Here is a 24,824-nt window from a genome sequence, read left to right on the forward strand (position 1 = left end):
GGTCCCCGTGCTCACGCACGGGGGCTTCTTTCCTTTTTGGGAGGCCGGTCTTGAGCACCGCGACGTCGTCCAACCCCTCGCAGCACCACATCATGGGCGTCTACAACCGCGCCCCGCTGGCGTTCGAGCGAGGCCGAGGCGCGCGCCTGTTCTCTACGGACGGCGGCGAGTACCTGGACTGCGTGGCCGGCATCGCCACCGACGGCCTGGGTCACGCCCACCCCGTCCTGGTCGAGGCGCTGAAGACTCAGGGCGAAAAGCTCTGGCACGTCTCCAACATCTATCGGATCCCCGAGCAGGAAGAGCTGGCCGACAAGCTGTGCGCCCACAGCTTCGCCGACGTGGTGTTCTTCACCAACTCGGGCACCGAGGCGATCGAGTGCGCGCTGAAGACGGCCCGCAAGTATCACACCGCCAACGGCCAGCCCGAGCGGACCGAGATCTACGGTTTCGACGGCTCGTTCCACGGCCGCTCGTACGCGGCGGTCAACGCTTCGGGCAATCCCAACTATGTCGAGGGCTTCGGTCCGCGCCTGCCGGGCTACAGCCAGCTGAAGTTCGGCGACCACGACGCCCTGAAGGCCGCCATCGCCAACCCGACCACGGCGGCGATCATCGTCGAGCCCGTGCAGGGCGAGGGCGGCGCGCGCTCGATTCCCGAGCACTGCCTCGTCAGCCTGCGCCAGCTTTGCGACGAGCACGGCGTCCTGGTGATCTACGACGAGGTCCAGTGCGGCATGGGCCGGACCGGCAAGCTGTTCGCCTACGAATGGGCTCCGGGCGGCGAGCCGCACATCATGGCCGTGGCCAAGGCCCTGGGCGGCGGCTTTCCGATCGGCGCCTGCCTGGCCACGACCGAAGCTGCCAAGGGCATGGTCGTGGGCGTCCACGGCTCGACCTTCGGCGGGAACCCGCTGGCCATGGCCGTCGGCAAGGCGGCCTTCGACACGATCAACACGCCCGAGATCCTCGACAACGTGAAGACCGTCGCCGGCTACTTCACCCAGCAGCTGAACGGTCTGAAGGATCGCTTCCCGGACGTCATCGTCGACATCCGCGGCAAGGGCCTGCTGATCGGGGTCAAGCTGATCCCCAACAATCGCGAGTTCATGGCCCTGGCCCGCGACCAGCACCTGCTGGTGGCTGGCGGCGGGGACAACTGCGTGCGCCTGCTGCCGCCGCTGAACCTCACCATCGAGGAAGCCAGCGAGGCGATCTCCAAGCTCGAGAAGGCTTGCGAGGTCGCTCGCGCCAAGGCCGCAGCCTAAAACACTCATCTCCGTCTTCCCGGCGAAGGCCGGAACCCAGATCAAGCCCGCTGACTTCCAGGATGACTCTGGGCCCCGGCGTTCGCCGGGGAGACGGGAATTAGGGATAGTCCGATGACTCAACCCCGGCACTTCATCGACCTGTGGAAGCTGGACGGCGCGACCCTGCGCCTGCTGCTCGACGACGCCCACGCCCGCAAGGCCGCCCGCAAGGGCTGGCCGCAGGGCAAGGTCGACGCCGACGCGCCGGCCAAGGATCGCGTGCTGTCGATGATCTTCCAGAAGAACTCGACCCGCACCCGCTTTTCGTTCGACGCGGCCATGCGCCAGCTGGGCGGCGGCGCCATCATCTCGACCTCGTCGGATATGCAGTTGGGCCGGGGCGAGACCATCGAGGACACCGCCAAGGTGCTGTCGCGCATGGTCGACGCGGTGATGATCCGCGCCAACAGCCACGCCGACGTCGAGCGCTTCGCCCAGGTCGCCACCGTGCCGGTGATCAACGGCCTGACCGACAAGAGCCACCCCTGCCAGATCATGGCCGATATCCTCACCATCGAGGAGCATCGCGGCCCGATCGCCGGCAAGACGATCGCCTGGGTCGGCGACGGCAACAATGTCTGCTCCAGCTTCATCCACGCCGCGCCGCTGCTGGGCTTTACGCTGAAGATCGCCTGCCCGGCGGTCTATCACGCCGATCTGCACGACCTGGCCCGCGCCGAGAGCCTGCAGGGCAAGGTGAGCATGACCACCGACGTCAAGGCGGCCGTCGCCGGGGCCGACGTCGTGGTGGCCGACACCTGGGTCTCGATGGGCGACACCGACCATGACGAGCGCCTGGCGGCTCTGGAGCCCTACCAGGTCGACGACGCCCTGATGGATCTGGCCGCCGGCGACGGCGTCTTCCTGCATTGCCTGCCGGCCCACCGGGGCGAGGAAGTCACCGACGCCGTGCTGGACGGCCCGCGCTCGCTGGTCTGGGACGAGGCGGAGAACCGCATCCACGCCCAGAAGTCCGTGCTGGCGTGGGTGTTCGGAGCGATCGGGTAGGGCAGTCGGGGCGGCGCCCTCGCAATTGTCACCCCCTCATCCTATCTAGCCTCCCCATGACCGACATCGCCTCCAATCCTGGCGTCCTCGACGACGTCGTTTCCGCATTCCAGATCGAAGGCCTGCCCGTGCGCGGCCGCGTGGTCCGCCTGGGCGACGCCGTCGACCAGGTGCTGACCCGCCACGCCTATCCGGAGCCCGTCGCCAACCTGCTGGGCGAGGCCTGCGCGCTGGCCGCCCTGGTCGGCTCCAGCCTGAAGTTCGAGGGCCGGCTGATCATCCAGGCCCAGGGCGACGGCCCCGTGCGCTACGTCGTGGTCGACTATGACACCAGCGGCGGCCTGCGCGGCTACTGCCGGTTCGACCCGGAGGAGGTCGCGGCCCTCTCGGAAGGCTTCACGCGTCCGGGCGCCAAGACCCTGCTGGGCGGCGGCGTCTTCATCATGACGCTGGACCAGGGCGCGGACATGGACCGCTATCAGGGTGTCACGCCGATCGAAGGCGAGACCCTGGCCCTGTGCGCCGAGCAGTACTTCGCCCAGTCGGAACAGACCCCGACCCGCGTGCGCCTGGCCGTCGGCCAGGTCGACACCGGCGAAGGGCCGAAGTGGCGCGCCGGCGGCATCCTGATCCAGATGATCGCGGGCGATCAGTCCCGCGGCGACACCCAGGACGCCTGGACCCACGTCCAGGCCCTGTTCGAGACCACGGGCGAGGACGAGCTGGTCGACCCGACCCTCACGACCCCGACCTTGCTGTGGCGGTTGTTCAACGAGGACGGCGTGCGGCTGCTGGAAGAAAAGCCGATGCGGGCGTTCTGCCGCTGCTCGGACGAGCGCATCGCCGTGGTGATGGACTCGTTCTCGGCCGAGGAAGTCGCCGACATGGTCGAGCCCGACGGCAAGATCCACGTGACCTGCGAGTACTGCTCGCGCGTCTACAAGCTGGACGCGCCGGCGGCGGCCTGACCGCCGGGCCCGAAGTCGTCACTCATAGACGACGGTGTAAGCGCCATTCGGTTCCTGGATCACGGTGGCCGTCGTCTCCGAGCGGCCGGTGAAGTCGATCGCGGCGTAGTCGTTCGATATCGCGTCCATGTCGATGACCTCGCCGGGCGTACAGGCGGTGTCGGCGACGTAGAACTTCACCACGGGCGTGATGTTGTATCGTTCGTTCGGCGCGGCGTTGAAGGTCGCGACGGGCGAGGGGATCGCGCCGCCGTTATCGGTAGCCAGGCCGAAGACGAAGTTGCTGATCGGCGTGAAGTCGCTGCTCGTCACGATCTGGAATGACCCGTTCTGCGCGTGACCGGGACTGCTCACGCCGGTGAACCCCGTCGCGCCCGTGTTGGTGAAGGTGACCGTGTCGTTCGTGCTTGAGTCCACGCCGATGACGCCTCCGGAGTCCAGCACGGTCCCGTGGTCCAAGCGATCAGCTGGCTGCCCCCAATAGGCATAGGTGTTTTCGGTGTAGGTCACCGAATCCCAGGCGCCATTCGTGATGTTCTCGAAGGTCGCCCAGGCGTTCGTGTAGACTGGCGTGGAACCGCCACTGGACACCACGGTCGGTTGCTGCAGGAACGCCACGAACGACTTCGTGACCTGAGACTGATTGAAAATCTTGATGGTGTAGGTCGCCATCGCGGAGCCTCCCGGATCGTGGAGGCGCCTTCGCGTATCAAGCCGCGTCGTGCTTCCCCCAAAAAAGCCACTCCATTAACGCGTGAAGTGCTCCGGGATGCAATCTATGATTTTTGTGGCGCGACGCGAAACGGCGACTAGTTCAGCTTCGCCGCCGCGCCGGGCAGGTGCAGCGAGAACTCCGGAATCTCGGCCTCGAACACCTCGCCCTGGTCGGTGACCATCTGATAGCTGCCCTTCATCGCGCCGGACGGCGTGGGCAGGGGGCAGTTGGAGACGTAGCGGAAGGCTTCGCGCGGCTTCAGCTCCGGCTGCTCGCCGACCACGCCCGAGCCCTCGACGTCGTTCACGCGGTTGAAGCCGTCGGTGATCGACCAGCGCCGCGAGATCAGGGTCACCGTCTCGGTTCCGTGGTTCTCGATCTCGACCGTGTAGGACCACAGATACAGGCCCTGATCGGGCGAGGATTCCTCGGCCGCGTAGGTCGCGAAGACGCGCACGACGATGTCGCGCGTGCGAGCCTCGTAGGCCGCGCCGTCCTGGCCGCGTCGACGGCGCATCCGCTGCATCGGCGGGGAGGTTTCACGCCTGATCGAGCGCACGGATCACATCTCGCTGAAGGTCGGCCAGGCTTTCCAGGCCCACGGACAGGCGCACGCCGCCCTCGGTCACGCCCAGGGACGGGCGCAGTTCCTCGGGCACCGAACGGTGGGTGGTGGTCGGCGGGTGGGTCGCCATCGATTTGGCGTCGCCCAGATTGTTGGAGATGTCGACGATCTCCAGGGCGTTCAGGAACTTGAAGGCCGCCTCGCGCGAGCCGAGGTCCATGGCGATCACGGTGCCGCCGCCGCTCATCTGCGCCTTGGCGACGTTGTGGCCCGGGTGGTCGGCGCGGAACGGGTAGAGCACCCGCTGCACCTTCTTGTGCTCGGCGATGGTGTTGGAGAGCGCCAAGGCGCTGTCGGCCTGGCGGCGGACGCGCAGGTCCAGGGTCTCCAGGCCCTTCAGCATCACCCAGGCGTTGAAGGGCGACAGCGACGGACCGGTGTGGCGCAGGCTGTCGCGGTAGAATTCCTCGTTGATCGCCTCGCTGGTCAGGATGGCCCCGCCCAGCACGCGGCCCTGGCCGTCGATGTGCTTGGTGGCCGAATAGACCACCACGTCGGCGCCCAGTTCCAGCGGCTGCTGGAAGATCGGGGTGGCGAAGACGTTGTCGACGATGACCTTGGCGCCGACCGCGTGGGCCATCTCGGAGACGGCGCGAATGTCGGTGATTTCCAGGACCGGGTTCGAGGGCGTCTCGATCAGCACGGCCTTGGTGCCCGGGCGGATCGCCGCTTCCCATGCCTTCAGGTCGGTGGCGTCGACGAAGGTGGTCTCGACACCGAAGCGCGGCAGCCACTCCGACACGATCCAGCGGCACGAGCCGAACAGGGCGCGGCCGGCCACCACGTGATCGCCGGCGCGGACCAGGCCCATCAGGGCGGAGTGGATCGAGGCCATGCCGGTGGCCTGGGCGCGGCAAACCTCGGCGCCTTCCAGCAGGGCCAGGCGGTCCTCGAACATCTTCACGGTCGGGTTGTTGAACCGCGAATAGACGAAGCCCGGATCCTCGCCGGAGAAGCGGCGGTCGGCGGCCTCGGCGCTGTCGTAGGTGAAGCCCTGCGTCAGATAGAGCGCCTCGGCGGTTTCCATGAACTGCGACCGCGCGATGCCCCCACGGATGAGCTTCGTCGCGACGTCCCAGTCTTTTGGATCCTCGGCCACGGGCCTTGCCTCTCTACGCTTGAAACCGCCGGCATAAGGAGCGGCGAGGGGGTCTTGGTCAAGCCTGAACGCCCCGTCCGCGAGCGGAGAATTGTCACGGGCGAAAATCACATTGTCACGGGCGAACTGGCGTCTCTCCCGCCTTGCCTTTGTGGCGCGGTTTGGCGAGTGTCGCGCCGATGACCGACGCCCACGCCGCAGGGATTCTGCCCTGCCAGACCATCGAGGACCTGATCGTCGAAGAGGCGATCACCTCGGCCACGCCTTTCGACACCGATCAGGTGCAGCCCGCCAGCCTGGACCTGCGGTTGGGCGCGCGCGCCTGGCGCGTCCGCGCCTCGTTCCTGCCGGGCCTGGGCCGCCGGGTGGTGGAGCGTCTGAAGGACGTCGCCATGCACGAGCTGGACCTCACAAAGGGCGCGGTGCTGGAGAAGGGCTGCGTCTACATCGCCGAACTGCAGGAGAGCCTGGCCTTGCCGGGCAATGTCTCGGCGCGCGGCAATCCCAAGAGCTCGACCGGTCGCGTGGACGTGTTCGTGCGCCTGCTGACCGACCACAGCCGCGCCTTCGACGACGTGGACGCCGGCTATGACGGTCCGCTCTATATGGAGATCGCGCCGCAGACCTTCTCGGTGCTCGTGCGCTCCGGCACGCGGCTGAACCAGCTGCGTCTCAAGCGCGGCGAACCGGCCAAGCTGTCGATCAAGAGCGTGGGCGTGGACCTGACGCCGGGCCCGAACGGCCTGGTCGGCTTCCGCGGCCGCCGTCACGCCGGCGTCGTCGACCTGGACCACGAGGATGGCCACGACCCGCGCGACTACTGGGAGCCGCTGGAGGCTCGCCATGGCGAGCTGCTGCTGGATCCGGGCGAGTTCTACATCCTGGCCTCGAAGGAAAACATCGAGATCCCCGTGCTGGAAGCGGCCGAGATGACCCCGATCGATCCGTCGGTCGGCGAGTTCCGCGTTCACTACGCCGGCTTCTTCGATCCGGGCTTCGGCACCGAGGAGGCCCTGGCGACGGGCTCCAAGGGCGTGCTGGAAGTGCGCAGCCACGAGACGCCGTTCCTGCTGGAGGACGGCCAGACCGTGGCGCGGCTGGTCTACGAACCGCTGACCGCGCGCCCCGTCCGCCTGTATGGCGAGGGCGGCTCGCACTACCAGCGCCAGGGGTTGAAATTGTCCAAGCATTTCAAGGCGTGGAGCTGAGCTTCAGCGCGCTGAGGCGTTAGGTCGCGGGGCGTGTTCACTCGCGCCTTACCAGGCTACCGCTTACCTGAAGGTCCAGTTCTGGTCGGGCCTTGAGTATGTGCGTCGTGTTTGGAAGCGCGCTGTCGCGCGAGGTCTGCCGCCCTTCCGAGGGCGCGCGGCTATGCCGTCCGGAGCCTACACATAGGTGTCGCAACCCCGCCGCGCGGCAACGCGCCGCACCACATCTAGTGGACAGTCGGTGCGGTTACACAAATTCTAGCCCTCGTCCTCGCTGGCGGCGACTCACCGAGTCGCTGGGTGGCGAGGCCGGTTAAATCTCCACGGAGGCCATCTTGGCCCGCATCGCACATGATCGGTTCCTGATCCTGCAAGGCCGCGTCGAGGCCTGGGAGCGGTGCGCGCGCATCCCTGGCTGCGACAAGGCCGTCTGGCGCCAGGACGCCGGGGGGCGGGTGATCCGCTGGGCCGACTTCGGTGATCGCTTCTCGCGTTACGGCTGGGAGGTGGTCAGTCGTCCGCGCCCTGGCGTGCTGGGCCGCGCCCTGTCGGTCAAGCGCCTGGAGGCCATCCACTGGCGCGGCCTGACCCGCAACACGGCGCCGGCCGACCCGTTCCTGGACCGCGAGGCGGCCTGAAGCGCTGCCGAAAACGTCAGGCGCCATAGTCTCTTAGATTGGTTTGCATGACAAAATGACAACTTTCCTTGACATGGTTGTGACTCGATGTGACAAGTCTACTTGTCAAATTGAGAGGGTTGCTTGTCATGGAAGATGCAAAGCCTAGGTGGCCCGGATATCTCCTGTTCTTCGCCGGCGTGGCGGCCTTGGCCGCCGTCCCGTTCTGGCTGGCCTATGCTCGTCCGTTTAAGGGACCGGCGATGCTGGTCGCGATCCTGGCCTGGGTCCTGGTCTACATGGCCTATATCTTTGTCGGCTCCTCGCGTTTGAAGGGGAATCGGATCGGTCCGGTCATGAAGCGCTATCGCCGCCGCCTGGGCGTGGCGATGATGGCCTACAGCTTCATCCTGATCGGTTCGCTGAGCCTGCTGCGCGGCGGCCATCTCACCGGACCGCTGCTGTGGCTCGTGGCCGCCGCGCCGGCCATACCGATCCTGGGCGTGCTGGTCGTGATGGGCCTCTACCTGAAGGAAGAGCCCGACGAGTTCGAGCGCATGATCCACGTCGAGGCCATGCTGTGGGGCCTGGGCGCGGTCCTGGGGGTCTCCACCGTCTGGGGCTTCCTAGCCAATGCCGAGGTCGTGCCCAATCCGCCCCTGTTCCTGGTCTTCCCGCTGTTCTGCCTGGCCTGGGGCTTCAGCCAGCCCATCATCCGGAGGCGGTACCAATGAAGAACCGCCTGAAGGTCCTCCGCGCTGAACGCGACTGGAGCCAGGCGGACCTCGCCGAGAAGCTTCAGGTCTCCCGCCAGACCATCAACGCCCTGGAGACGGGCAAGTACGATCCGAGCCTGCCGCTGGCCTTCAAGATCGCTCGCCTGTTCGAGCAGCCGATCGAAGCGATCTTCCAGGACGACCTCTGAGCCAAGGCCTCAGAGCCGGCTCCCACCCACCGACTTTTCTTTCCAACCGCGTCCGGCGCCTGAGCGCCGGAGCCTTCCGCACGTCCCTGTCCAAGGAGAACACACCATGTGCACGCCCATGCCGCGCTTCCGCTTCTTCGTCATGGTGATGGCCATCATGGCCGCCTGCGGCGTCTTCGGCCGCGCCCACGCCGCCACCCCGTCCGACGGCCGCATCACGGTCGCCGTCACGGGCCAAGGTCCCGACGTCATCCTGATTCCGGGCCTGGCCTCGTCCGGCGCGGTCTGGGACGAGACCGTCAAGCAACTGGCCCCGACCCACCGTGTCCACGTCGTTCAGGTCGCGGGCTTCGCCGGCGCGCCGGTGGCCGGCAACGCCGAAGGGCCGGTCGTCGAGCCCCTGGTCGAGGCGGTCGACGCCTACATCAAGACCAATCACCTCAAGTCGCCGGCCGTGATCGGCCACTCGATGGGCGGTTTTGCCGGTCTGCTGCTGGTCAGCCGTCACCCGGAGGACGTCAGCCGCCTGCTGATCGTCGACAGCCTGCCCTTCTTCTCGTCGCTGTTCTCGCCGGCCGCCACCGCCGAAGGCATGAAGCCCCAGGCCGCCGCCATGCGCGACGCCACCATCGCCATGAGCGCCGACGCCTTCGCCAGCCAACAGGCGATGACCCTGCCGCGCATGGTCAAGTCGCCGGACGGCCAGAAGGCCGCCCTGGCCTGGTCGGTCGCCTCGTCGCAATCGGTCGTGGCTCGCGCCCTGTACGACCTGCTCACCACCGACGCCCGCGCCGACCTGCCGGCGATCAAGACCTCCGCCACGCTGCTCTACCCTTACGATCCGGCCATGGGCGCGCCCACGGCGATGATCGACAAGACCTATGCCGACGCCTACGCCGGCCTCCCGGGTGTCACGCTGAAGCGCATCGACGACAGCCGCCACTTCATCATGTTCGACCAGCCCAAGGCCTTCGCCGACGCGGTCGAGACCTTCTTGAAGTAGGGGGCGGCGCAGTCCAAGCATGGGGCCGACGCATCAGCGGGGGTCCCATGCTTCGTAATCTTCGTCGCGTCGCGGCGGGCCTGATCTCCGTCCTGGCGCTGGGTTTCGCCGGGACCGCCCTGGCCGAGCCGGCGCTGTGGAAGATCCAGGACGCGGACTCCACCATCTACCTGTTCGGCACGATCCATGTGCTGAAGCCCAGCACGGTCTGGCGCTCGCCCAGGATCGACAAGGCCCTGAAGGACAGCGGCGACCTGACTCTGGAGATCGTCGGCGCCGACGACCCCGCGGTGATGCAGCCGCTGGTGCTGAAATACGGCCTGGATCCGAACCAGCCGCTGTCGGGCAAGATCGACGCGGCCGCCTTCCAGAAGGCCTCGGCCCTGGCCCAGGTGGGCGGCGTGCCGCCGCAACTGCTGAACGCCATGCGGCCCTGGCTGGCGGCGGTGCAACTGTCGCTGATCCCCGTCATCAAGGCCGGCTACGATCCCAAGAGCGGCGTCGAGTCGATCCTGGCCGCCGAGGTCAAGGCCGCCGGCAAGCCGGAGGGCGCCTTCGAGACGCCGGAGCAGCAGATTCGCTTCTTCGCCGACCTGCCGGTCAAGACCGAGGTGGAGTTCCTGAGCTCGACCCTGGACGAGGCCGACGAGGGCGTTGGCAAGATCGACAAGATGGTCGCCGCCTGGGCCGTCGGCGACACCGCCGAGCTGGAGACCGAATTCGTCACCGAGATGAAGGGCCAGTACCCGGAGCTCTACGACCTCCTGATCACCAAGCGGAACCAGAACTGGGCCGGCCAGCTGAAGACCAAGCTGGCGGGCAAGGGCGTCAGCTTCGTGGCCGTCGGCTCGGGGCACCTGGTGGGGCCCGACAGCGTCCAGGTCCAGCTGGCCAAGCTGGGCGTCAAGGCCGAGCGGGTGGAGTAGGGGGAGGGACTTTGGAGCGGGCGGGGGGAATCGAACCCCCGACATCAAGCTTGGGAAGCTTGCGTTCTACCTCTGAACTACGCCCGCCAAAGGGACGCCCCGTTTAGCCTGGGACGTCCGCCTACTCAAGGCGCCTTCGCGAGGCCTAGGCTCCGCACTGGTCAAGATGACCAAATTGCGCCGCACAGTTCGTCTCCTTATCCGCGGTGACACGGATGGGGAGTCGATCGGCGCGTGGAAGTCCTGACGGAAATCTCTAAGCCGCCCCGGATGGTCTTCGGCGAGGTGACGATCGATGTCGAAAATCGTCGCGTGCGGGCCCCCGTGGGCGCCAGCAGCCTGGAGCCGAGGGTCTTCGACCTTCTGCTGACCCTGGTCGAGCGGCCGGGCCTGACCGCTTCGCGCGACCATCTGATCGAGACGGTGTGGGGCCGGGGTGACGGCTCCGACGGGGCCCTCAGCCAGGCCGTGTCCAAGCTGCGCCAGGTCCTGGGCGACGATGATCGCGCGCCGCGCTACATCGAGACGGTGCCCAGGCTCGGCTATCGCTGGATCTTCGAGGAGCCGCCTGAACGCCTGCGCCCGCCCGCCCCGCGCTGGGCGCTGGGACCGGCCTGGGTGGCCGGCGGCGCGGCTCTGGCGATGATGGTCGGCGGCCTGGGCGGGGTCGGCGCCTATGCCTGGGTCCGGGCGGAAGAGCCCGACCATTTCGAGATTCGCAAGATCCGCATGCAGCGCACGGCCGACGGTCGCTGCCTGAAGCAGGTTCAGGTCATTCGCGGCGTGGGCCGACCCACCGAGGCCGACCAGGCTCTGCCACGGCCTTCGTCGCCGGGTTGCGAGCCGCCGCCGATCTCGCGTGAGTTCGTCGAGCGCTAGGCGTGAAAAAGGCGGGCGTTGCAGCGCCCGCCTTCCTCGTCCGGCCTTGGCCTATCAGGCCTTGATGAAGGCCAGGATGTCGGGGTTGATCACGTCGGGATGGGTGGTGGCCATGCCGTGCGGGAAGCCCGGATAGGTCTTGAGCGTGCCCTTCTTCAGCAGCTTGATGCCCAGGCGGGCGCTGTCGTCGATCGGGACGATCTGGTCGTCCTCGCCGTGCATCAGGAACACCGGCACGTCGACCTTCTTCATGTCCTCGGTGAAGTCGGTTTCCGAGAAGGCCTTGATGCAGTCGTAGTGGGCCTTGGTTCCGCCCATCATGCCCTGGCGCCACCAGTTCTCGACCGTGGCTTGCGACACCTTCGCGCCCGGGCGGTTGAAGCCATAGAAGGGCCCCGCCGCCACATCGTGGAAGAACTGGGCGCGGTTGGCGATCTGGGCGGCGCGGAAGCCGTCGAACACCTCGATCGGCAGGCCGCCCGGATTGGCGGGGGTCTTCAGCATGATCGGCGGCACGGCGCCGATCAGCACGGCCTTGGCGACGCGGCCCGGCTTGGCGCGGGCGACGTAGTGGATCACCTCGCCGCCGCCGGTCGAGTGACCGACGTGGACGGCGTTCTTCAGGTCCAGGTGGTCGGTCAGGGCCGCGACGTCGGCGGCGTAGGTGTCCATCTCGTTGCCGGTGTCGGTCTGGGTCGAGCGGCCGTGGCCGCGGCGGTCATGGGCGATGACGCGGAAACCCTGGCCCAGGAAGAACATCATCTGATTGTCCCAGTCGTCCGCGCTCAGCGGCCAGCCGTGGTGGAACACGATCGGCTGGGCGGTCTTGGGGCCCCAGTCCTTGTAGAAGATCTGCGTGCCGTCCTTGGTGGTGATGAAACCGCTGCTCATGTTCGAAGCTCCTGGAGCGGCCGCCGCGACGGCCGGATTGGCGAGGGTGGGGAGGGCGGTCAGCGCACCGAGCGCCAGCCCGCCGGCAAGCACGCCGCGACGCGATGTTTCGATGGGTTCGTTGGCGTCCATGGCTTTGCCCCTCGTGTGGAGACGCCCGCCTGGAGCGGCGCGCCGTCGTTCTGCGAGGCGGACATTGGCCCGGAGGGGCGGGGCGGGATTGGACGGCCTGGACGCGGTTTGAATGTTCATGAGGCTTGTCGGGCAATGCGTGCGCCCGAAATGCAAAACGCCGCCCGGGCGAACCGGGCGGCGTTCGAAAGCGTCTGGATTGGGAGCGCTTAGTTGCCTTGCGGCGGGTGGCCTTCCGGCAGCGGGCCGGGAGGCGGGCCGCCTTCCTGCGAGCGGCGGGCGCGCATCTTTTCGAAGGCGACCTTCAGTTCGTCCAGGGTGAGCTTGCCGTCGCTGTTGGCGTCGATCATGGCGAAGCGGTCGGCCGGGCGACCCGTGGCGTCCCATTCGGCCTTGTCGACCGCGCCGTCGCTATTGGCGTCCCAGCGCTTGAAGATGTCCTCGGGGGCCGGCATCTGGCGCGGCGGACCTTCTTGGGCCATGGCGACGCCGGCGGCGGCGAGAGCGGTGAGCGAGGCGAGCGCTACGGTGAGCGTGCGGCGCATGGGGGGTGTTTCCTTCCGGGTGATGTCCCTGTCTTGGTCATCGGCCGCGAATATTGCGAGGATGTTTCGAGATTGCGGCCGGACCGGGCCGCGAGCGCCTGGCCGGAACGCGTTCGACGCGACACGAAACTGTCATGCGTGGCCGATAGGCCGAACCTGTCAGATCCGAGGGCGAAAGGCGCCGTCGACGGCCCGACCTTGCGACGAGGCTTCGCCATTCGTGAGGCGGACCGCCAGCTTGCGAGGCGAGATATGAAAAAGCGGCTCAAGGGCTCGGTTCCGGAGCGTTCGCGGACCGCCCCGGTCCGGGCGGCCGAGACCGAGCTGGTCTGCTACGTGCACGAGGGCTGGAAGCCGCGGGTGGAACCGGCCTCGGCCAAGCGCGACTGGATGACCGCCACGCCCGAAAGCTTCGCCTATCGCTGCCTGCCGCTGGCGATCGCCAACGCCCACGGCTGGGTGATGCTGAGCCCGTGCGGCTTCTCCGCCCGATGGCTGGGCGATGTCGGCACCCATTCGGTGGAGATCGTGCTGGACAAGGGCGCGGACCCCAAGCACGCCCCGGTCTCTCTGTTCGGCAGCGGTACGCTGACCTTCCACGTCGAAGGCATCATGCGCACGTCGGAGGGCTGGAACCTGTGGGTCGGCGGCCCGCCGAACGCCATGAAGGACGGCATCGCGCCGATGGGCGGCGTCATCGAGACCGACTGGTCGCCCTACACCTTCACGATGAACTGGCGCTTCACCCGGCCGGATCACTGGATCCGGTTCGAGGAGAACGAGCCGTTCTGCTTCTTCTTCCCCACGCCGCGCGGCGTGGTCGATGGCTTGAAGCCGGAGCTGCGTCCGATGGAGGACCTGCCCGAGCTTCTGGACTCCTATCATGAATGGAGCCGCTCGCGGGCGGCCTTTCAGGACTGGGTTAGGAGCAACAAGCCCAAAAACCCGGCCGACCAGTGGCAGAAGCTCTACTATCGCGGCCTGCATCCCGACGGTCAGGCCGGGCCGGCCGACCATGAGTCGAAGATCCGGCTGGCCGAGTTCCGGCAGACGGGCTCGCGGCGGGTCTGTCCCGTCGGTCGCAAGGGCGCTCGCAAGCCCGACTGACGCGGCGCCGGTCGGAGGCTAGTGCTTGCCCCGGTCCCGGCCGAAGTTGGGTAGGGCGCTTTCCTGGCCGGCCGCCACGATGCCGCGCCGGATCGCCCGCGTGCGGGTGAAATGCGTATGCAAGGTGTCGGCGTCGCCCCAGCGGATCGCGCGGCTCATGGCCTGCAGGTCCTCGGTGAAGCGGCCCAGCATCTCGAGCACCGCGTCCTTGTTGGCCACGAAGATGTCGCGCCACATGGTCGGGTCGCTGGCGGCGATGCGGGTGAAGTCGCGGAAACCCGAGGCCGAGTACTTGATGACCTCGTTCTCGGTGACGTTCTCCAGGTCCGCCGCGCTGCCGACGATCGTGTAGGCGATCAGGTGGGGCAGGTGGGACACCACGGCCAAAACGAGGTCGTGGTGCTTCTCGTCCATCAGCTCGACCTGGGCCCCGAAGGCGCGCCAGAAGGCCGACAGCTTGGCGACCGCCTCGGCGTAATGTTCGTCATCGCTGTCGAGCGGCGTCAGGATCGTCCAGCGGCCTTCGAACAGTTCGGCGAAGCCTGAATCCGGGCCCGACTGCTCGGTGCCGGCGATCGGGTGGCCGGGGATGGCGTAGATCTTCGAGAGATCCTGGGCGCGGAAGGCCTCGGCGACATTGCCCTTGGTCGAGCCGACGTCGGTCAGGGTCGCGCCGGGCTTCATGGCCGGGATGATCTCGGCGGCCAGGCCGGGGATCGACAGCACCGGGGTGGCGATGACCACCAGGTCGGCGTCCTTCACCGCCTCGGCGATGTCGCCGGTGACGTGCTCGGCGATGCCCAGTTCGACGACACGGGCGCGGTTGGCCTCGCTGGCGTCGGCCGCGGTGACTTGACCGACGACGCCGTGCTGGCGCGCCGCGCGGATCACCGACCCGCCAATCAGGCCGCAGCCGATGACGGTGAGCTTGGGATAGAGGAGACCGGGACTGGACATCTAGCGCGCCATGAACTCGCTCAGCAGGTCGACCACCGCTCGATTCTGCTCTTCCAGGCCGATGGTGATCCGGATGGCGTCGGGCAGGCCGTAGTTGGCCACCGCGCGGACCAGATAGCCCTTCGACGCCAGGAAGGCCTCGGCCTCGAGCGCGGTCTTGCCGGGCGTGGTCGGGAAGGTCGCCAGGACGAAGTTCGCCGCCGACGGCGTCACCTCCAGGCCCAGGCCGCCCAGCTGCTGGGCCAGCCACGGTCGCCATTGCTCGACCAGGGCGAGCGAGCGGGCCTGGAAATCGTCGTCGAACAGGGCCGCCACGGCCGCTTCCTGGCCGGGGATCGAGGTGTTGAACGGCGGGCGGATGCGCTCGATCGGCTCGATGATGTGCGTCGGCGCATAGCCCCAGCCCACGCGCAGGGCGGCCAGGCCGTGCAGCTTCGAGAAGGTGCGCGTGACGATCACGTTCTCGGCGGCGCGGGCCAGATCGAGGCCGTCCTCGAAGCGCGGATCGCTGCAGAATTCCGAATAGGCGCCGTCCAGCACCAGGATCACCGACGGCGGCAGGGCCGCGTGCAGGGCGCGGATCTCCTCGCCGGTCAGCCAGGTGCCGGTCGGGTTGGCGGGATTGGCGATGAACACCAGACGCGTGCGTTCGTCGACGCACTTGACCGTCTCGTCGATGTCGATGCGGTGGTTGATCTCTCTGGCCATCCGCACCTGCGCCTGGCAGGCGCGGGCCCCGATGGCGTAGGCGGCGAAGCCGTGCTCGCCCTGGACGATATTGTCGCCGGGTTCCAGATAGACCTGGCACAGCAGGGCGAAGATCTCGTCGCTGCCGTCGCCGAAGGTCAGGCGCTCGGGTTCCAGCTTGAAGCGCTCGGCCACGGCGGCGCGCAGGATATTGGCCTTGCCGTCCGGATAGATGTGCATCCGGTCGACCGCGTCGCGATAGGCCTGCTTGGCCTTGTCGCTGCTGCCCAGGATGTTCTCGTTGCTCGACAGCTTCACCGGATGGGCGACGCCTTCGATCTTCGACTTGCCGCCGACATAGGCGTGGATGTCCATGATCCCAGGCTTGGGAACGGGACGGGGCGCGGCGAAGCGATCGGTGGGGACGGCGGTCATCGGATACTCAGTCTAGAGACGGGCGTCTCTTACACGTCGAACTGTTCGGGCGCAGCCCCGATGACGCCGGTCAGTTGACCCGGCGCGCGGGCCAGGCGCTCGTCGTCGGCCTGGAAGAAGCCCGACAGCGAGAGCAGCTTCAGGCCGCCGGCCTCGGCGACCTGCTCGGCGGCGACGCCGTCCAGGCTGAGCGCGTCGACGATGGCGGCCGCGCTCTTGGCCGAGTCGGTCACCCAGAAGGTCTGGTCGTGGCCGGTGGGCTCGACCTCGACCTCCGCCACGGCCAGGGCGGCTTGCGGTCCCCAGGTCGCCAGGCAGGGCAGGGCGGCGAACACCTTCAGCTTCGGCTCGGCCAGCAGGCGGCCCCACCAAGGCGTGTCTGACGCCAGCGGCAGGACGGCGACGCCCCACGGGGCGCGGGCCACGGCAAGGGCGTCCTGGGTGGTGGGGACGATCGACAGGCGCGGGGCGGTCCCGAAGCGCAGGCGGGTCAGCTCGACGGCGCGGGCCGGTTCGCGGCCGCCGAACACGGCCAGCTGATAGGGACCCTGGCGCGCCAGGTTGTCGGCCATGATCTCGCGCCAGATGCGGATGACCAGGGCGTTGGAGGCGCCGGTGCGGGGCGCTTCCAGAAGCTTGCGGACAATCTGGGCCTCGCGGCCGGGGCGCAGGCCAAAGCCCGTGTCGCCGGAGGCGCGCTTGGCGGCCGCGACGGCGCTGGCTAGACCGGCGCGCTCGTCGAGCAGCTTCAACAATTCACCGTCGATGGCGTCCAGTCGCCATCGGACCTCTTCGAGAGACGGTGTGGCGTCCGTCGCGTCGCTGCCCATGTTCTTCCCCGAAATTGGAGGGCGGACCATAGTCTTTGCCGCCGAACACGCAATAGCCAGCCCTGTTGGGGAAGAAAATTGCGCGCTCGGCGATCAGTGATCCATCACTCGGGTTCAATACACCTTCGGCGCGGGGCCCGTATCGATCACGCCCAGGAAGGTGCGGCCGTTCTGGAACTTCAGGTCCGCTTCGATGACCGGCTCCTGGCCGGCGGCCTGGGCGACGGCGGCCAGGGCCTGTTCCGGCGTCTTGATCGGCTGGCCGGGGGTGGCGCGTTCCTTGAGCGCCACGCTCAGCGATCCGGTCACCGCGCCATCGGCGTCGACCGACAGCACGCCGGACTTGGCCTTGCCCTCGGCGTCGCCGGCCAGCAGTTGGCTCTGCTGGACGCTGATCTGGCCGCCGGCCTCGCTCCAGCGCTTGACGGCCGCCTCCCAGTTGCGGCCGCGCAGGTACGAAACGTGCGACAGGCGGGTCTCCAGGATCATCGAGGCGGTCTTGTCCTGGGCCAGGCGGCCCAGCAAACCGGTGAAGGCGGTCTTGGCGCCGTCAGCCTTGAAGAAGATCGCGCCCTGGTCGTCGGGACCGCTGCGGGTGTGCAGCTGCATGTTGTCGGCCGAGACCAGCTGGAACGGCTTGGTCCCCGGGGCGGGGACGAAGGTCAGCTTGGCGCCCTCGACCGAGATGCGCGGCGGGTATTCGGTGACATGCGAGATGCTGGCGCGCAGGGCCTGGCCGGTGATGGTCACGTCGCCGGCCTCGGGACGGGTCAGCACCACGCCTTGGGGCGCGACGAGCACCCAGTGGGTCAGGTCATAGATCTCGGCCTCGCCCTTCAGCACCGGCGCACGGACGGCCCAGCCGGTGGGTTCGGCCATGCGGGCGTTGGTCAGGTCGACGTTCATGCGGAACGGGAAGCCGTGGAAGGTGCGGGCGCTCCACGACAGGTCATAGCCGCGCGACTTCAGGTCGGCCGACTGGGCGTCCATCCGCTGCTCGGCCTGACCACGCAGCCAGAACCAGCCATAGCTCCAGCCGCCCGCGATGATGGCGGCGAGGATGAAAGGCGTGAACAGACGGCTGCGCCGAGCCTTCTGGGGGGCTTTGCGGGACGGGCGGGCGTCGGTATGGGTCATGTATAGGGCGCGTCCAGTCGGGATCGGGAATGGGTTTGGCAGGCGACAGTGAAGATCGCTGGGTGTTCGGATACGGATCGCTCATGTGGCGGCCCGGGTTCCCGTTCATAGACCGAAGAACGGCCGTGCTCCACGGTCGCCGGCGGGCCTTCTGCATCTATTCCGTCCACCATCGCGGCACCTACGAGCGACCGGGCCTTGTGCTGGGCCTGGCTCCCGGCGGGGCGGTGCGCGGCATGGCCTACCGGGTGGCGGCTGGCGAATGGGAAGCGGTCTATGCCTATCTGCGCGAACGCGAGCAGCCGACCGAGACCTATTTCGAAACCTGGCGCGACGTGAAGATCGACAACGGGCCAAAGGGGGGCGAGAAGACGCCGGCGCTGGTCTTCCTGTCGGACATGAAGCATGCCCAGTGGGCCGGAGCCTTGACCCTGGAGCAGCAGGCCCAGCTGATCGCGGGCGCCAAGGGCCTGTCGGGCCGCAACATCGACTACCTCTCCGACCTCGTCCTGCACCTGCGCGAGGATGGGGTGCGCGACGGGACGATGGAGAAGCTGCTGAAGATGGTCGAGGCGATCGAGCCGGTCCGCTAGAGTCGTGGACCGAAATCCTCGTCCTTCGACAGGCTCAGGATGAGGATGAGGATTTCTACTGGAACCGCCATCGACAATAGCCCTCATCCTGAGCTTGTCGAAGGACGAGGGCGGGAGCGCGGCGGTTAAATTCCGCTGTCCTCCAGCGCCTTGGTCGCGGTGTCGATGCGGGTCTGCAGCTCGCGCATGAATTCGCCGCGCTTCAGGCCGGCGGGGATCGGCTCGAGATAGTCGAAGACGATCGTGCCCGGCTTGACGACGAAACCCTTGTTCCAGTGGCTGCCGCAGTTCAGGGCGAGCGGCGTGACCGGCATCTCCAGCTCACGATAGAGCGCGGCGATGCCAGGCTTGTACTCGCCGGGCTGGCCGGGGAGGCCGCGGGTGCCTTCTGGGAAGATCACGATCTGGCGGCTTTCCGTCATGCGCTCGACGGAGTCGCGGACCAGCTTCTTCAACGCCGTCGAATGGCCGGCGCGGTCGACCACGATCATGCCCGCCTTCATCCCGTGCCAGCCGAACAGCGGCACCATCAGGAGTTCCTTCTTCATCACGAAGCAGGCGTCGGGCAGCAGGGCGAACTGGCTGAAGACGTCGAACATCGACTGGTGCTTGGCCGCGACCAGGGCCGCGTCGGTCGGACGCTGACCGCGCACCTCGACCCTGACATCGGCCAGCCAGCGCAGGCTCCAGATCAGGCCCTTGGCCCAGGTCTTCAGCGACCAGGTGTTGGCCTGCCGGGGCAGCGGATAGGTCACGATCATGCCCACGGCCCAGACGATGGACCACAGCCAGAAGAACAGCTGGAAGAGGAACGAACGCAGATAGATCAAGACGCTTCCTTCGCGGCCGGGGCGGCCTTTTCTTTCGGTCCCAGGCCTAGAAACGCTTCACGGCCCAGGATCGCCAGGTACTTGCAGTATTCCACGATCATCCGCCGGGCGCTGATGCTGGTCTTCCACCAGCGGTGGGCGTTGAGATCGGTCTTGACCGGATAGGCATAGAGCTCGACGTTCGGCATGGCGGCCCGCAGCTCCAGCATCGAGCGCGGCATGTGATAGTCGGCCGTGACCACGATCAGGCTCTTATAGCCCTTGGACTTGGCCCACTCGGCCGTCTCGCGGGCGTTGCCGACGGTGTTGGCGGCGGCGAAGCCTAAGTCCACGCAGCAGTCATAGATCGGCTTGACCGCCTTGGTCACCGTCTGGACATCGGCGCGGGTGGCTTCGCGGTTGACGCCGGAGATCAGCAGACGCTGGCCCTTGCCCTCCTCCAGCAACTTGGTGGCGGCTTCCAGGCGCAGGGTCGAGGCGCCGGTCAGGGCCACGACGCCGTCGGCGACCGGCGGCTCCTTGGCGGGGGTCGACTGGTCCACCCGGCCGGTGAAGGCCAGCAGGCCCAGGCCCCAGATCATCAGCGCGATCAGCAGCGCGGCGAGCGTCTTCATGACGTTTGGGTCTTCACGGCATCTCCCCCACGATGCGCGACGCCGCCAGGCGGGCCGAGAGCCCGGCGATCAGGGCCGCGACCACCGGAGCGGGCAGGGCGGCGACCAGATCGATCCAGGCCAAGGGCAGGACCGGCGCAACCCCCGCGCCGCCGCCGAAGTAGCGCGCAACGACGCCGATGATGGCCGCGCCCGCTCCGCCCAGCAAGCCCGCCAGCGCGCCCATGGTCGCGAAACGGTTCTGGAACAGGCTGGCGATGAAGCCCTGCTCGGTCCCGGAGAAGTGCAGCACCTCGATCACGTCGCGGCGGGCGGCCAGGCCCGCGCGGGTGGCGAAGGCGATGACGGCGGCCGTGGCGGCGGCGATCAGGGCGAAAACGCCCAGGGCCGCCAGGCGGGCCAGGTCGGCGGCGCGCTCGATGTCGGCGATCCAGCGGCTGTGGTCGTCGACCGTGGCGTCGATGCCGGCCGAGCGCAGGGCCTTGTCCAGCACCTGGGCGGTCGGCGGGGCCTTGGGATCGAGCTCGAGGGTGACGAGACGCGGAGTCGGCAGGTCGTCGACCAGGGCCTCCTTGCCGATCCAGGGCGCGAGCAAGGCCTCTGCCTTCTCGCGCGGCAGGGCCTGGGCCTCGGCCACGCCCCTGACCCCGGCCAGGGTCTCGGCGGCGCGGGCCGCGGCGCTGTCGGGCGTCTCGTTGGCGCGGGCCCGGACCACCACGGTGGCGGAGTTGACCAGTTGCGAGGTCCAGCCGTGGGCGGCGCGGTTAGCGGCCAGGGCGGCGAAAGCGGTCAGGCAGGCCAGGAAGCACAGCACCGCCACCACGAACACCAAGGCCCCGTCACGGGCGTCACGCGGTGGCAGCAGCGGGCCTGGCTTCCAGCGGGCGACCTGGAAGAACTCGCTCATCGAGGGCCTCCCGCGTCGACCAGCCGGCCATGTTCGAGGTGCAGGGTCGGGCGGCCGGCGCGGGCCACCAGATCCTCGTCGTGGGTGGCGATCAGCACCGTGGTGCCCAGACGGTTCAGCTCGACGAACAGGCGCAACAGGCGCAGCGACATGGCCGGGTCGACATTGCCGGTCGGCTCGTCGGCCAGCAGGACGTCGGGGCGATCAACGACCGCGCGAGCGATGGCCAGGCGCTGCTTCTCGCCGCCGGACAGGGTGGCGGGAAGCGCATGCATGCGTTCACCAAGTCCCACCCAGGTCAGCAGTTCGGCGACATCCTCGCGGTAGGTGGCCGGCTTGCGCTTGAGGATACGCAGGGGCAGGGCGGCGTTGTCGAACACCGACAGGTGCTCCAGCAGCCGGAATTCCTGGAACACCACCCCGATCCGGCGACGCAGGAATGGCAGGTCCGAGGTATGGGTGAGGCTGACATCGCGCCCGAAAAGCTCGACGCGACCCCGTGACGCACGGTGCGCCAGATAGATCAGCTTGAGCAGGGAGCTCTTGCCCGCCCCCGACGCGCCGGTCAGGAAATGGAACGAGCCCGGCCCTAAGGAAAAGCTGATATCCCTCAGGGTTTCCGGCGCGCGGCCGTAACGCATCGAGACGCCATCGAACCGGACCACCGGAAGGGCGTCATCGCCCTGTTCTGTGTCGATCCGCAAGGCGCGTCACTTGGGTTTCTGGACATCAGGGTTAAAATCAGCGACCCCCTTAAGGTATGTGGGGAGCGTTCGATTCGCGGCCATGATACTGACCTGTCCGGAGTGCGCCAGCCGCTATTTCGTCGACGACTCCAAGGTCGGTGCGGCTGGTCGCGTCGTGCGCTGCGCTTCGTGCGGCCACCGCTGGAACGCGCGCAACGAAACCGCTGACGATCTCTTCGACGAGCCCGAAGCGCCGACGCTGGCCAGCCAGGCCGAGGGCGCCGAGCAGACCGCTGAAACCGTGGCCGAGGGCGCGGGGGCCGACGCCGAGGAACCGCCGGTCAGCGCCCTGCCGGGCGAGGAGCTTCCCAAGGTCTTCCGGGCTCGCGCCGACGCCGAGCGTCGCCTGCGCGAAGCCACCACCACCGGCGTCATCTGGGCCGGCATGGCCGCCGCCATGGCGGTGGTCGTGGTCGCCGCCCTGATCTTCCGCATCGACGTGGTCAAGATCCTGCCGGGCTCGGCCGGCGCCTACGCCGCCGTCGGCCTGCCGGTGAACACCATCGGTCTGGTGATCGACCGCGGCAGCCTCAAGGCTCAGCCCGTGATGCTGGATGGCCACGCGGCCGTGACCATCACCGGCTCGATCCGCAATATCACCGAACATGAAGTGCTGGCCCCGCCACTGCGGGTCGAGCTGCTGAACAAGCAGGAAAAGCGCGTGGCCGGCCAGCTGGCCGCCGCCGCCGACGCCAAGATCCCCCCGGGCGAGGTGCGCCACTTCTCGATCACCTTCCTGAATCCGCCTCGCACGGCCAAGGACTTGCAGATCGGCTTCGCCACCGAAGCCGGCGCGGCCAAGGCGGTGAAGGCGGCTCTCCACAAGCCCGAAGGCCACGGCGGCGAGCCCCAATTGGACCTGCGCGGCGCTCAGGACGCCCCCGTCGAACACGAAGCGGCTGGACAGGAACCCCCGGTACATGAGAGCGGGGACGAAACTCCTCCCCCAGCAGACTCTCATGAACCCGCCCACCATGAATGACACCAAACAGCCCGAAGTCCTGATCTCGGAAGCCGAGATCGCCGAGCGGGTTCAGAAGCTGGCGGAAGCCATCGCGCCGCGCATCGACAACGACACCGTCGTGATCTGCTTGCTGACCGGCGGCCTCTGGTTCGCCGCCGACCTCACACGCGCCCTCTACAAGGCCGGCCGCGATGTGCGTTTCGACGCCCTGTGGCTGGCCTCCTATCACGACGAGCGCAAGAGCACGGGCCGCTGCGAGGTCCGCGCCGACCTGCAACGCCCGCTGGTCGGCCGCCGCGCCCTGGTCGTCGACGATGTGTTCGACACGGGCCTGTCGCTGTCGGAAGCCGCCCGTCTGGTCAAGGACGCCGGGGCCAGCGAAGTGCTGACCGCCGTCTTCGCCCGCAAGCCCTGGCCCAAGGATCGCGGCATGGAGCCCGACTTCGTCGCCTGGGAAGCGCCCGCGCGCTACCTGGTCGGCTACGGCCTCGACGACGAGGGCAAGAGCCGCGGCCTGCCGTACATCGGCGCTCTGGACTAGAGGCCCTTAGGCCGCGCGCTGCGGGCGCGCCGCCGGCTTTTTGTCGATCTCGAACAGGTCGACTCGTTTGGCCAGTTCCTGCGTCTCGTTGTGCAGCGCATGGGCGGCGGCGGTGGTCTCCTCGACCATGGCCGCGTTCTGCTGCACGACCCGGTCCATCTCGCCCATCGTCGCGTTGACCTCGCCCAGGCCCAGGGCCTGATCGTGGGCGGAGGCGGCGATGGCCTTGACCTGAGCGTCGATCTCGGCGACGCGGGCGATGATCCGCTGCAGCGCTTCGCGGGTGCGGCCCACGCGCTCGACGCCGGCGCTGACCTGTTGGCCCGAAACGTTGATCAGATCCTTGATCTCCTTGGCCGCGCTCGCCGAGCGTTGGGCCAGGGCCCGGACTTCCTGGGCCACGACCGCGAACCCGCGACCGGCTTCACCGGCGCGAGCGGCCTCGACGCCGGCGTTCAGGGCCAGCAGGTTGGTCTGGAAGGCGATCTCGTCGATGACGCCGATGATCTTGCCGATCTGGCCAGACGAGTTTTCGATCAGGGTCATGGCCTCGACGGCCTCGCTGACCACGGGATCCGAGCTTTCGGCTTCCTGGCGAGCCGAGGCCGCGGCGGCGTTGGCCTGGCTGGCGCTGTCGGCGGTGCTGCTGACCGCGATGGTGATCTCGCCCAGGGCGGCCGTGGTCTGAACCAGGCTGGCGGCCTGGTGCTCGGTGCGACGGGCCAGTTCGTCAGAGGCGCGCGACATGTCCGCGACCCCGGCGGTCATGCTGGCGGCGTTGCCGGCGATCTCGCGCATGGCGGCCTGCAGGCGCGACAGGGCGTCGTTGAAGTCGGCGCGTAGCGGCTCGTAACGGGCGGCGAAGGCCTGTTCCAGCCGCCAGGTCAGGTTGCCGCGCGACAAGTGACCCAGCGCCGTGGCCAGTTCCTCGACGACCTGGGTCTGCTCGGCTTCCAGCGCGGCCTTCTGGCGAGCCTGTTCGGCATTGGCCATATCGCGAGCGTTGCGCTGGGCCTCGGCCTCGGCGTTGGCGGCGTCGGCGCGCGAAGCCGCGTCCAGCGCCTTGTCGGTACGAGCGGTGACGGTGACGAACAGCCGCGACACGCCGGCGGTCAGCCAGATCAGCGACCAGGACGTGGCGAGGGTGACGCCGGCGTCGAAGGCCAGGCGCAGGGGCGTGACCTCGCCGCTCATGAGGACGTGTGGAGCGATCGCGGCCATGGACAGCTCGATCCCCACCACGGTGGCCGCGCCCACGGCGACGGCGCGCCAGTCGCCATAGGCGACGAGCAGGGCCAGGGCGGCGAGGTAGGCCATGCGGGCGTCGGCTTGAAGGGGATGGCCGGAAAAAGCGGCGATGAACAGGCTGACCTGGCCCATCAAGGTCAACGCGGTCGAGATTCGCTGAGCGGCGTTGTCGCGCCAGATCGCCCAGCCGCCCCAGGCCAGGGCCGCCAGCAGCACCGAGCCGCCAGCCAGCGGCGGGACCGGGCGACCCGTCATCATCGCGGCGGCCGGGGTGATCAGCACCAGCGCCCCAATACAGGCCAGCACCAGATAACCGCCGAGCTTCCGTTGAGCTTCGATACTGTCGAATTCAATCAGGTTGCCCACCGCCGAGCTCC

At 68.1% G+C, this 24,824-nt stretch carries 28 protein-coding genes, 1 tRNA gene and 1 pseudogene; 15 read left to right on the forward strand and 15 right to left on the reverse strand.

Annotated features, from left to right (window positions below; genetic code table 11):
* Positions 1 to 50: 50 nt before the first annotated feature.
* The 3 genes from AC1RNC_RS19270 to AC1RNC_RS19280 all read left to right on the forward strand — a co-directional run bounded on the left by AC1RNC_RS19270 (position 51) and on the right by AC1RNC_RS19280 (position 3,286).
* Positions 51 to 1,268: an aspartate aminotransferase family protein gene (locus AC1RNC_RS19270; protein ID WP_492887906.1), complete on the forward strand. Its 1,218-nt coding sequence runs from the start codon at positions 51 to 53 to the stop codon at positions 1,266 to 1,268.
* Between the two features lie 114 nt (positions 1,269 to 1,382).
* Entirely contained in the window at positions 1,383 to 2,318 is a 936-nt protein-coding gene (argF, locus tag AC1RNC_RS19275) for an ornithine carbamoyltransferase (RefSeq protein WP_492887907.1), read from the forward strand.
* Positions 2,319 to 2,374: 56 nt separating this feature from the next.
* Positions 2,375 to 3,286 (forward strand): Hsp33 family molecular chaperone, encoded by a 912-nt coding sequence (locus AC1RNC_RS19280; protein ID WP_492839993.1) that lies wholly within the window; start codon positions 2,375 to 2,377, stop codon positions 3,284 to 3,286.
* A gap of 18 nt (positions 3,287 to 3,304) precedes the next feature.
* On the opposite strand, the gene AC1RNC_RS19285 is transcribed toward AC1RNC_RS19280, so the two are convergent.
* The 3 genes from AC1RNC_RS19285 to metZ form a co-directional block, all read right to left on the reverse strand.
* Positions 3,305 to 3,958 (reverse strand): hypothetical protein, encoded by a 654-nt coding sequence (locus AC1RNC_RS19285; RefSeq protein ID WP_492887908.1) that lies wholly within the window; start codon positions 3,956 to 3,958, stop codon positions 3,305 to 3,307.
* Between the two features lie 137 nt (positions 3,959 to 4,095).
* The gene (gene apaG, locus AC1RNC_RS19290) at positions 4,096 to 4,560 is read right to left on the reverse strand and encodes a Co2+/Mg2+ efflux protein ApaG (protein WP_125158662.1); all 465 of its coding nucleotides are present in this window, start codon (positions 4,558 to 4,560) and stop codon (positions 4,096 to 4,098) included.
* Positions 4,541 to 5,725: an O-succinylhomoserine sulfhydrylase gene (gene metZ / locus AC1RNC_RS19295; protein ID WP_492887909.1), complete on the reverse strand. Its 1,185-nt coding sequence runs from the start codon at positions 5,723 to 5,725 to the stop codon at positions 4,541 to 4,543. Before metZ ends, apaG begins: the two co-directional genes overlap by 20 nt.
* A gap of 179 nt (positions 5,726 to 5,904) precedes the next feature.
* Here metZ and AC1RNC_RS19300 point away from each other — a divergent pair, with 179 nt between their 5' ends.
* The 6 genes from AC1RNC_RS19300 (at position 5,905) to AC1RNC_RS19325 (ending at position 10,404) form a co-directional block, all read left to right on the forward strand.
* Positions 5,905 to 6,933, forward strand: coding sequence for a 2'-deoxycytidine 5'-triphosphate deaminase (locus AC1RNC_RS19300; RefSeq protein ID WP_492839996.1), 1,029 nt, complete (start codon positions 5,905 to 5,907; stop codon positions 6,931 to 6,933).
* A gap of 335 nt (positions 6,934 to 7,268) precedes the next feature.
* Complete coding sequence (locus tag AC1RNC_RS19305) at positions 7,269 to 7,571, forward strand: hypothetical protein (RefSeq protein ID WP_492887910.1); 303 nt, start codon at positions 7,269 to 7,271, stop codon at positions 7,569 to 7,571.
* A 128-nt stretch (positions 7,572 to 7,699) separates the two neighbouring features.
* Positions 7,700 to 8,284, forward strand: a complete 585-nt coding sequence (locus tag AC1RNC_RS19310; protein WP_492887911.1) for a hypothetical protein — start codon at positions 7,700 to 7,702, stop codon at positions 8,282 to 8,284.
* Complete coding sequence (locus tag AC1RNC_RS19315; protein ID WP_099576561.1) at positions 8,281 to 8,475, forward strand: helix-turn-helix transcriptional regulator; 195 nt, start codon at positions 8,281 to 8,283, stop codon at positions 8,473 to 8,475. The genes AC1RNC_RS19310 and AC1RNC_RS19315 overlap by 4 nt, the downstream gene beginning before the upstream one ends.
* A 106-nt stretch (positions 8,476 to 8,581) precedes the next feature.
* On the forward strand, positions 8,582 to 9,478 hold the full coding sequence (locus tag AC1RNC_RS19320) for an alpha/beta fold hydrolase (RefSeq protein WP_492887912.1): 897 nt from the start codon (positions 8,582 to 8,584) through the stop codon (positions 9,476 to 9,478).
* Between the two features lie 47 nt (positions 9,479 to 9,525).
* A complete protein-coding gene (locus AC1RNC_RS19325; protein WP_492887913.1) occupies positions 9,526 to 10,404 on the forward strand; it encodes a TraB/GumN family protein in 879 nt (292 codons plus the stop codon).
* Positions 10,405 to 10,416: 12 nt separating this feature from the next.
* Here AC1RNC_RS19325 and AC1RNC_RS19330 read toward each other — a convergent pair.
* Positions 10,417 to 10,491, reverse strand: a tRNA-Gly gene (locus AC1RNC_RS19330).
* A gap of 147 nt (positions 10,492 to 10,638) precedes the next feature.
* Between AC1RNC_RS19330 and AC1RNC_RS19335 the strand changes: the two genes are divergently transcribed.
* The gene (locus AC1RNC_RS19335; protein ID WP_492887914.1) at positions 10,639 to 11,283 is read left to right on the forward strand and encodes a winged helix-turn-helix domain-containing protein; all 645 of its coding nucleotides are present in this window, start codon (positions 10,639 to 10,641) and stop codon (positions 11,281 to 11,283) included.
* Between the two features lie 54 nt (positions 11,284 to 11,337).
* On the opposite strand, the gene AC1RNC_RS19340 is transcribed toward AC1RNC_RS19335, so the two are convergent.
* Both AC1RNC_RS19340 and AC1RNC_RS19345 read right to left on the reverse strand, forming a co-directional pair.
* Complete coding sequence (locus tag AC1RNC_RS19340; protein ID WP_492887960.1) at positions 11,338 to 12,174, reverse strand: alpha/beta fold hydrolase; 837 nt, start codon at positions 12,172 to 12,174, stop codon at positions 11,338 to 11,340.
* Between the two features lie 341 nt (positions 12,175 to 12,515).
* Positions 12,516 to 12,851: an EF-hand domain-containing protein gene (locus AC1RNC_RS19345; RefSeq protein ID WP_492887915.1), complete on the reverse strand. Its 336-nt coding sequence runs from the start codon at positions 12,849 to 12,851 to the stop codon at positions 12,516 to 12,518.
* 252 nt (positions 12,852 to 13,103) lie between these two features.
* Here AC1RNC_RS19345 and AC1RNC_RS19350 point away from each other — a divergent pair, with 252 nt between their 5' ends.
* A complete protein-coding gene (locus AC1RNC_RS19350) occupies positions 13,104 to 13,958 on the forward strand; it encodes a DUF6065 family protein (protein WP_492840003.1) in 855 nt (284 codons plus the stop codon).
* Between the two features lie 18 nt (positions 13,959 to 13,976).
* Here the strand turns inward: AC1RNC_RS19350 and AC1RNC_RS19355 are convergent, their stop codons facing one another.
* The 4 genes from AC1RNC_RS19355 to AC1RNC_RS19370 form a co-directional block, all read right to left on the reverse strand.
* A complete protein-coding gene (locus AC1RNC_RS19355; RefSeq protein ID WP_492887916.1) occupies positions 13,977 to 14,915 on the reverse strand; it encodes a prephenate/arogenate dehydrogenase family protein in 939 nt (312 codons plus the stop codon).
* A complete protein-coding gene (gene hisC / locus AC1RNC_RS19360) occupies positions 14,916 to 16,037 on the reverse strand; it encodes a histidinol-phosphate transaminase (protein ID WP_492887917.1) in 1,122 nt (373 codons plus the stop codon). It lies immediately after the preceding gene.
* 29 nt (positions 16,038 to 16,066) lie between these two features.
* A complete protein-coding gene (locus AC1RNC_RS19365; RefSeq protein ID WP_492887918.1) occupies positions 16,067 to 16,867 on the reverse strand; it encodes a chorismate mutase in 801 nt (266 codons plus the stop codon).
* A gap of 114 nt (positions 16,868 to 16,981) precedes the next feature.
* Positions 16,982 to 18,004 (reverse strand): DUF2125 domain-containing protein, encoded by a 1,023-nt coding sequence (locus AC1RNC_RS19370; protein ID WP_492887919.1) that lies wholly within the window; start codon positions 18,002 to 18,004, stop codon positions 16,982 to 16,984.
* 29 nt (positions 18,005 to 18,033) lie between these two features.
* On the opposite strand from AC1RNC_RS19370, the gene AC1RNC_RS19375 reads away from it, so the two are divergent.
* Both AC1RNC_RS19375 and AC1RNC_RS19380 read left to right on the forward strand, forming a co-directional pair.
* Complete coding sequence (locus tag AC1RNC_RS19375; protein WP_492887920.1) at positions 18,034 to 18,597, forward strand: gamma-glutamylcyclotransferase; 564 nt, start codon at positions 18,034 to 18,036, stop codon at positions 18,595 to 18,597.
* A gap of 14 nt (positions 18,598 to 18,611) precedes the next feature.
* Positions 18,612 to 18,711, forward strand: a pseudogene (locus AC1RNC_RS19380) (hypothetical protein); the annotation flags it as partial.
* A gap of 11 nt (positions 18,712 to 18,722) precedes the next feature.
* On the opposite strand, the gene AC1RNC_RS19385 reads toward AC1RNC_RS19380, so the two are convergent.
* The 4 genes from AC1RNC_RS19385 to ftsE are packed head-to-tail and all read right to left on the reverse strand — an operon-like array spanning position 18,723 to position 21,652.
* Positions 18,723 to 19,427: a lysophospholipid acyltransferase family protein gene (locus AC1RNC_RS19385; RefSeq protein WP_492887921.1), complete on the reverse strand. Its 705-nt coding sequence runs from the start codon at positions 19,425 to 19,427 to the stop codon at positions 18,723 to 18,725.
* Entirely contained in the window at positions 19,424 to 20,041 is a 618-nt protein-coding gene (locus AC1RNC_RS19390; RefSeq protein ID WP_492840010.1) for a YdcF family protein, read from the reverse strand. The genes AC1RNC_RS19385 and AC1RNC_RS19390 overlap by 4 nt, the downstream gene beginning before the upstream one ends.
* 13 nt (positions 20,042 to 20,054) lie before the next feature.
* The gene (locus tag AC1RNC_RS19395; protein ID WP_492887922.1) at positions 20,055 to 20,948 is read right to left on the reverse strand and encodes a cell division protein FtsX; all 894 of its coding nucleotides are present in this window, start codon (positions 20,946 to 20,948) and stop codon (positions 20,055 to 20,057) included.
* Positions 20,945 to 21,652 carry a cell division ATP-binding protein FtsE gene (gene ftsE, locus AC1RNC_RS19400; RefSeq protein ID WP_492887923.1) on the reverse strand — a complete coding sequence of 236 codons (708 nt, stop codon included), beginning with the start codon at positions 21,650 to 21,652 and terminating at the stop codon, positions 20,945 to 20,947. The genes AC1RNC_RS19395 and ftsE overlap by 4 nt, the downstream gene beginning before the upstream one ends.
* Before the next feature lie 58 nt (positions 21,653 to 21,710).
* On the opposite strand from ftsE, the gene AC1RNC_RS19405 reads away from it, so the two are divergent.
* The gene (locus AC1RNC_RS19405; protein ID WP_492887924.1) at positions 21,711 to 22,676 is read left to right on the forward strand and encodes an MJ0042-type zinc finger domain-containing protein; all 966 of its coding nucleotides are present in this window, start codon (positions 21,711 to 21,713) and stop codon (positions 22,674 to 22,676) included.
* A complete protein-coding gene (locus tag AC1RNC_RS19410) occupies positions 22,615 to 23,199 on the forward strand; it encodes a phosphoribosyltransferase (protein ID WP_492840014.1) in 585 nt (194 codons plus the stop codon). Before AC1RNC_RS19405 ends, AC1RNC_RS19410 begins: the two co-directional genes overlap by 62 nt.
* Before the next feature lie 6 nt (positions 23,200 to 23,205).
* On the opposite strand, the gene AC1RNC_RS19415 is transcribed toward AC1RNC_RS19410, so the two are convergent.
* Entirely contained in the window at positions 23,206 to 24,804 is a 1,599-nt protein-coding gene (locus AC1RNC_RS19415; protein ID WP_492887961.1) for a methyl-accepting chemotaxis protein, read from the reverse strand.
* Positions 24,805 to 24,824 lie beyond the last annotated feature (20 nt).

This window comes from Caulobacter sp. GW822-FHT01G02, assembly GCF_058802865.1.

Coding starts and splice junctions, on each gene's coding strand:
- argF (WP_492887907.1), top strand. CDS start 1,383: ATGACTCAACCCCGGCACTTCATCGACCTGTGGAAGCTGGACGGCGCG.
- AC1RNC_RS19280 (WP_492839993.1), top strand. CDS start 2,375: ATGACCGACATCGCCTCCAATCCTGGCGTCCTCGACGACGTCGTTTCC.
- AC1RNC_RS19285 (WP_492887908.1), bottom strand. CDS start 3,958: ATGGCGACCTACACCATCAAGATTTTCAATCAGTCTCAGGTCACGAAG.
- AC1RNC_RS19300 (WP_492839996.1), top strand. CDS start 5,905: ATGACCGACGCCCACGCCGCAGGGATTCTGCCCTGCCAGACCATCGAG.
- AC1RNC_RS19310 (WP_492887911.1), top strand. CDS start 7,700: ATGGAAGATGCAAAGCCTAGGTGGCCCGGATATCTCCTGTTCTTCGCC.
- AC1RNC_RS19315 (WP_099576561.1), top strand. CDS start 8,281: ATGAAGAACCGCCTGAAGGTCCTCCGCGCTGAACGCGACTGGAGCCAG.
- AC1RNC_RS19320 (WP_492887912.1), top strand. CDS start 8,582: ATGTGCACGCCCATGCCGCGCTTCCGCTTCTTCGTCATGGTGATGGCC.
- AC1RNC_RS19325 (WP_492887913.1), top strand. CDS start 9,526: ATGCTTCGTAATCTTCGTCGCGTCGCGGCGGGCCTGATCTCCGTCCTG.
- AC1RNC_RS19340 (WP_492887960.1), bottom strand. CDS start 12,174: ATGAGCAGCGGTTTCATCACCACCAAGGACGGCACGCAGATCTTCTAC.
- AC1RNC_RS19345 (WP_492887915.1), bottom strand. CDS start 12,851: ATGCGCCGCACGCTCACCGTAGCGCTCGCCTCGCTCACCGCTCTCGCC.
- AC1RNC_RS19350 (WP_492840003.1), top strand. CDS start 13,104: ATGAAAAAGCGGCTCAAGGGCTCGGTTCCGGAGCGTTCGCGGACCGCC.
- AC1RNC_RS19355 (WP_492887916.1), bottom strand. CDS start 14,915: ATGTCCAGTCCCGGTCTCCTCTATCCCAAGCTCACCGTCATCGGCTGC.
- hisC (WP_492887917.1), bottom strand. CDS start 16,037: ATGACCGCCGTCCCCACCGATCGCTTCGCCGCGCCCCGTCCCGTTCCC.
- AC1RNC_RS19365 (WP_492887918.1), bottom strand. CDS start 16,867: ATGGGCAGCGACGCGACGGACGCCACACCGTCTCTCGAAGAGGTCCGA.
- AC1RNC_RS19370 (WP_492887919.1), bottom strand. CDS start 18,004: ATGACCCATACCGACGCCCGCCCGTCCCGCAAAGCCCCCCAGAAGGCT.
- AC1RNC_RS19375 (WP_492887920.1), top strand. CDS start 18,034: ATGGGTTTGGCAGGCGACAGTGAAGATCGCTGGGTGTTCGGATACGGA.
- AC1RNC_RS19390 (WP_492840010.1), bottom strand. CDS start 20,041: ATGAAGACGCTCGCCGCGCTGCTGATCGCGCTGATGATCTGGGGCCTG.
- AC1RNC_RS19395 (WP_492887922.1), bottom strand. CDS start 20,948: ATGAGCGAGTTCTTCCAGGTCGCCCGCTGGAAGCCAGGCCCGCTGCTG.
- AC1RNC_RS19410 (WP_492840014.1), top strand. CDS start 22,615: ATGAGAGCGGGGACGAAACTCCTCCCCCAGCAGACTCTCATGAACCCG.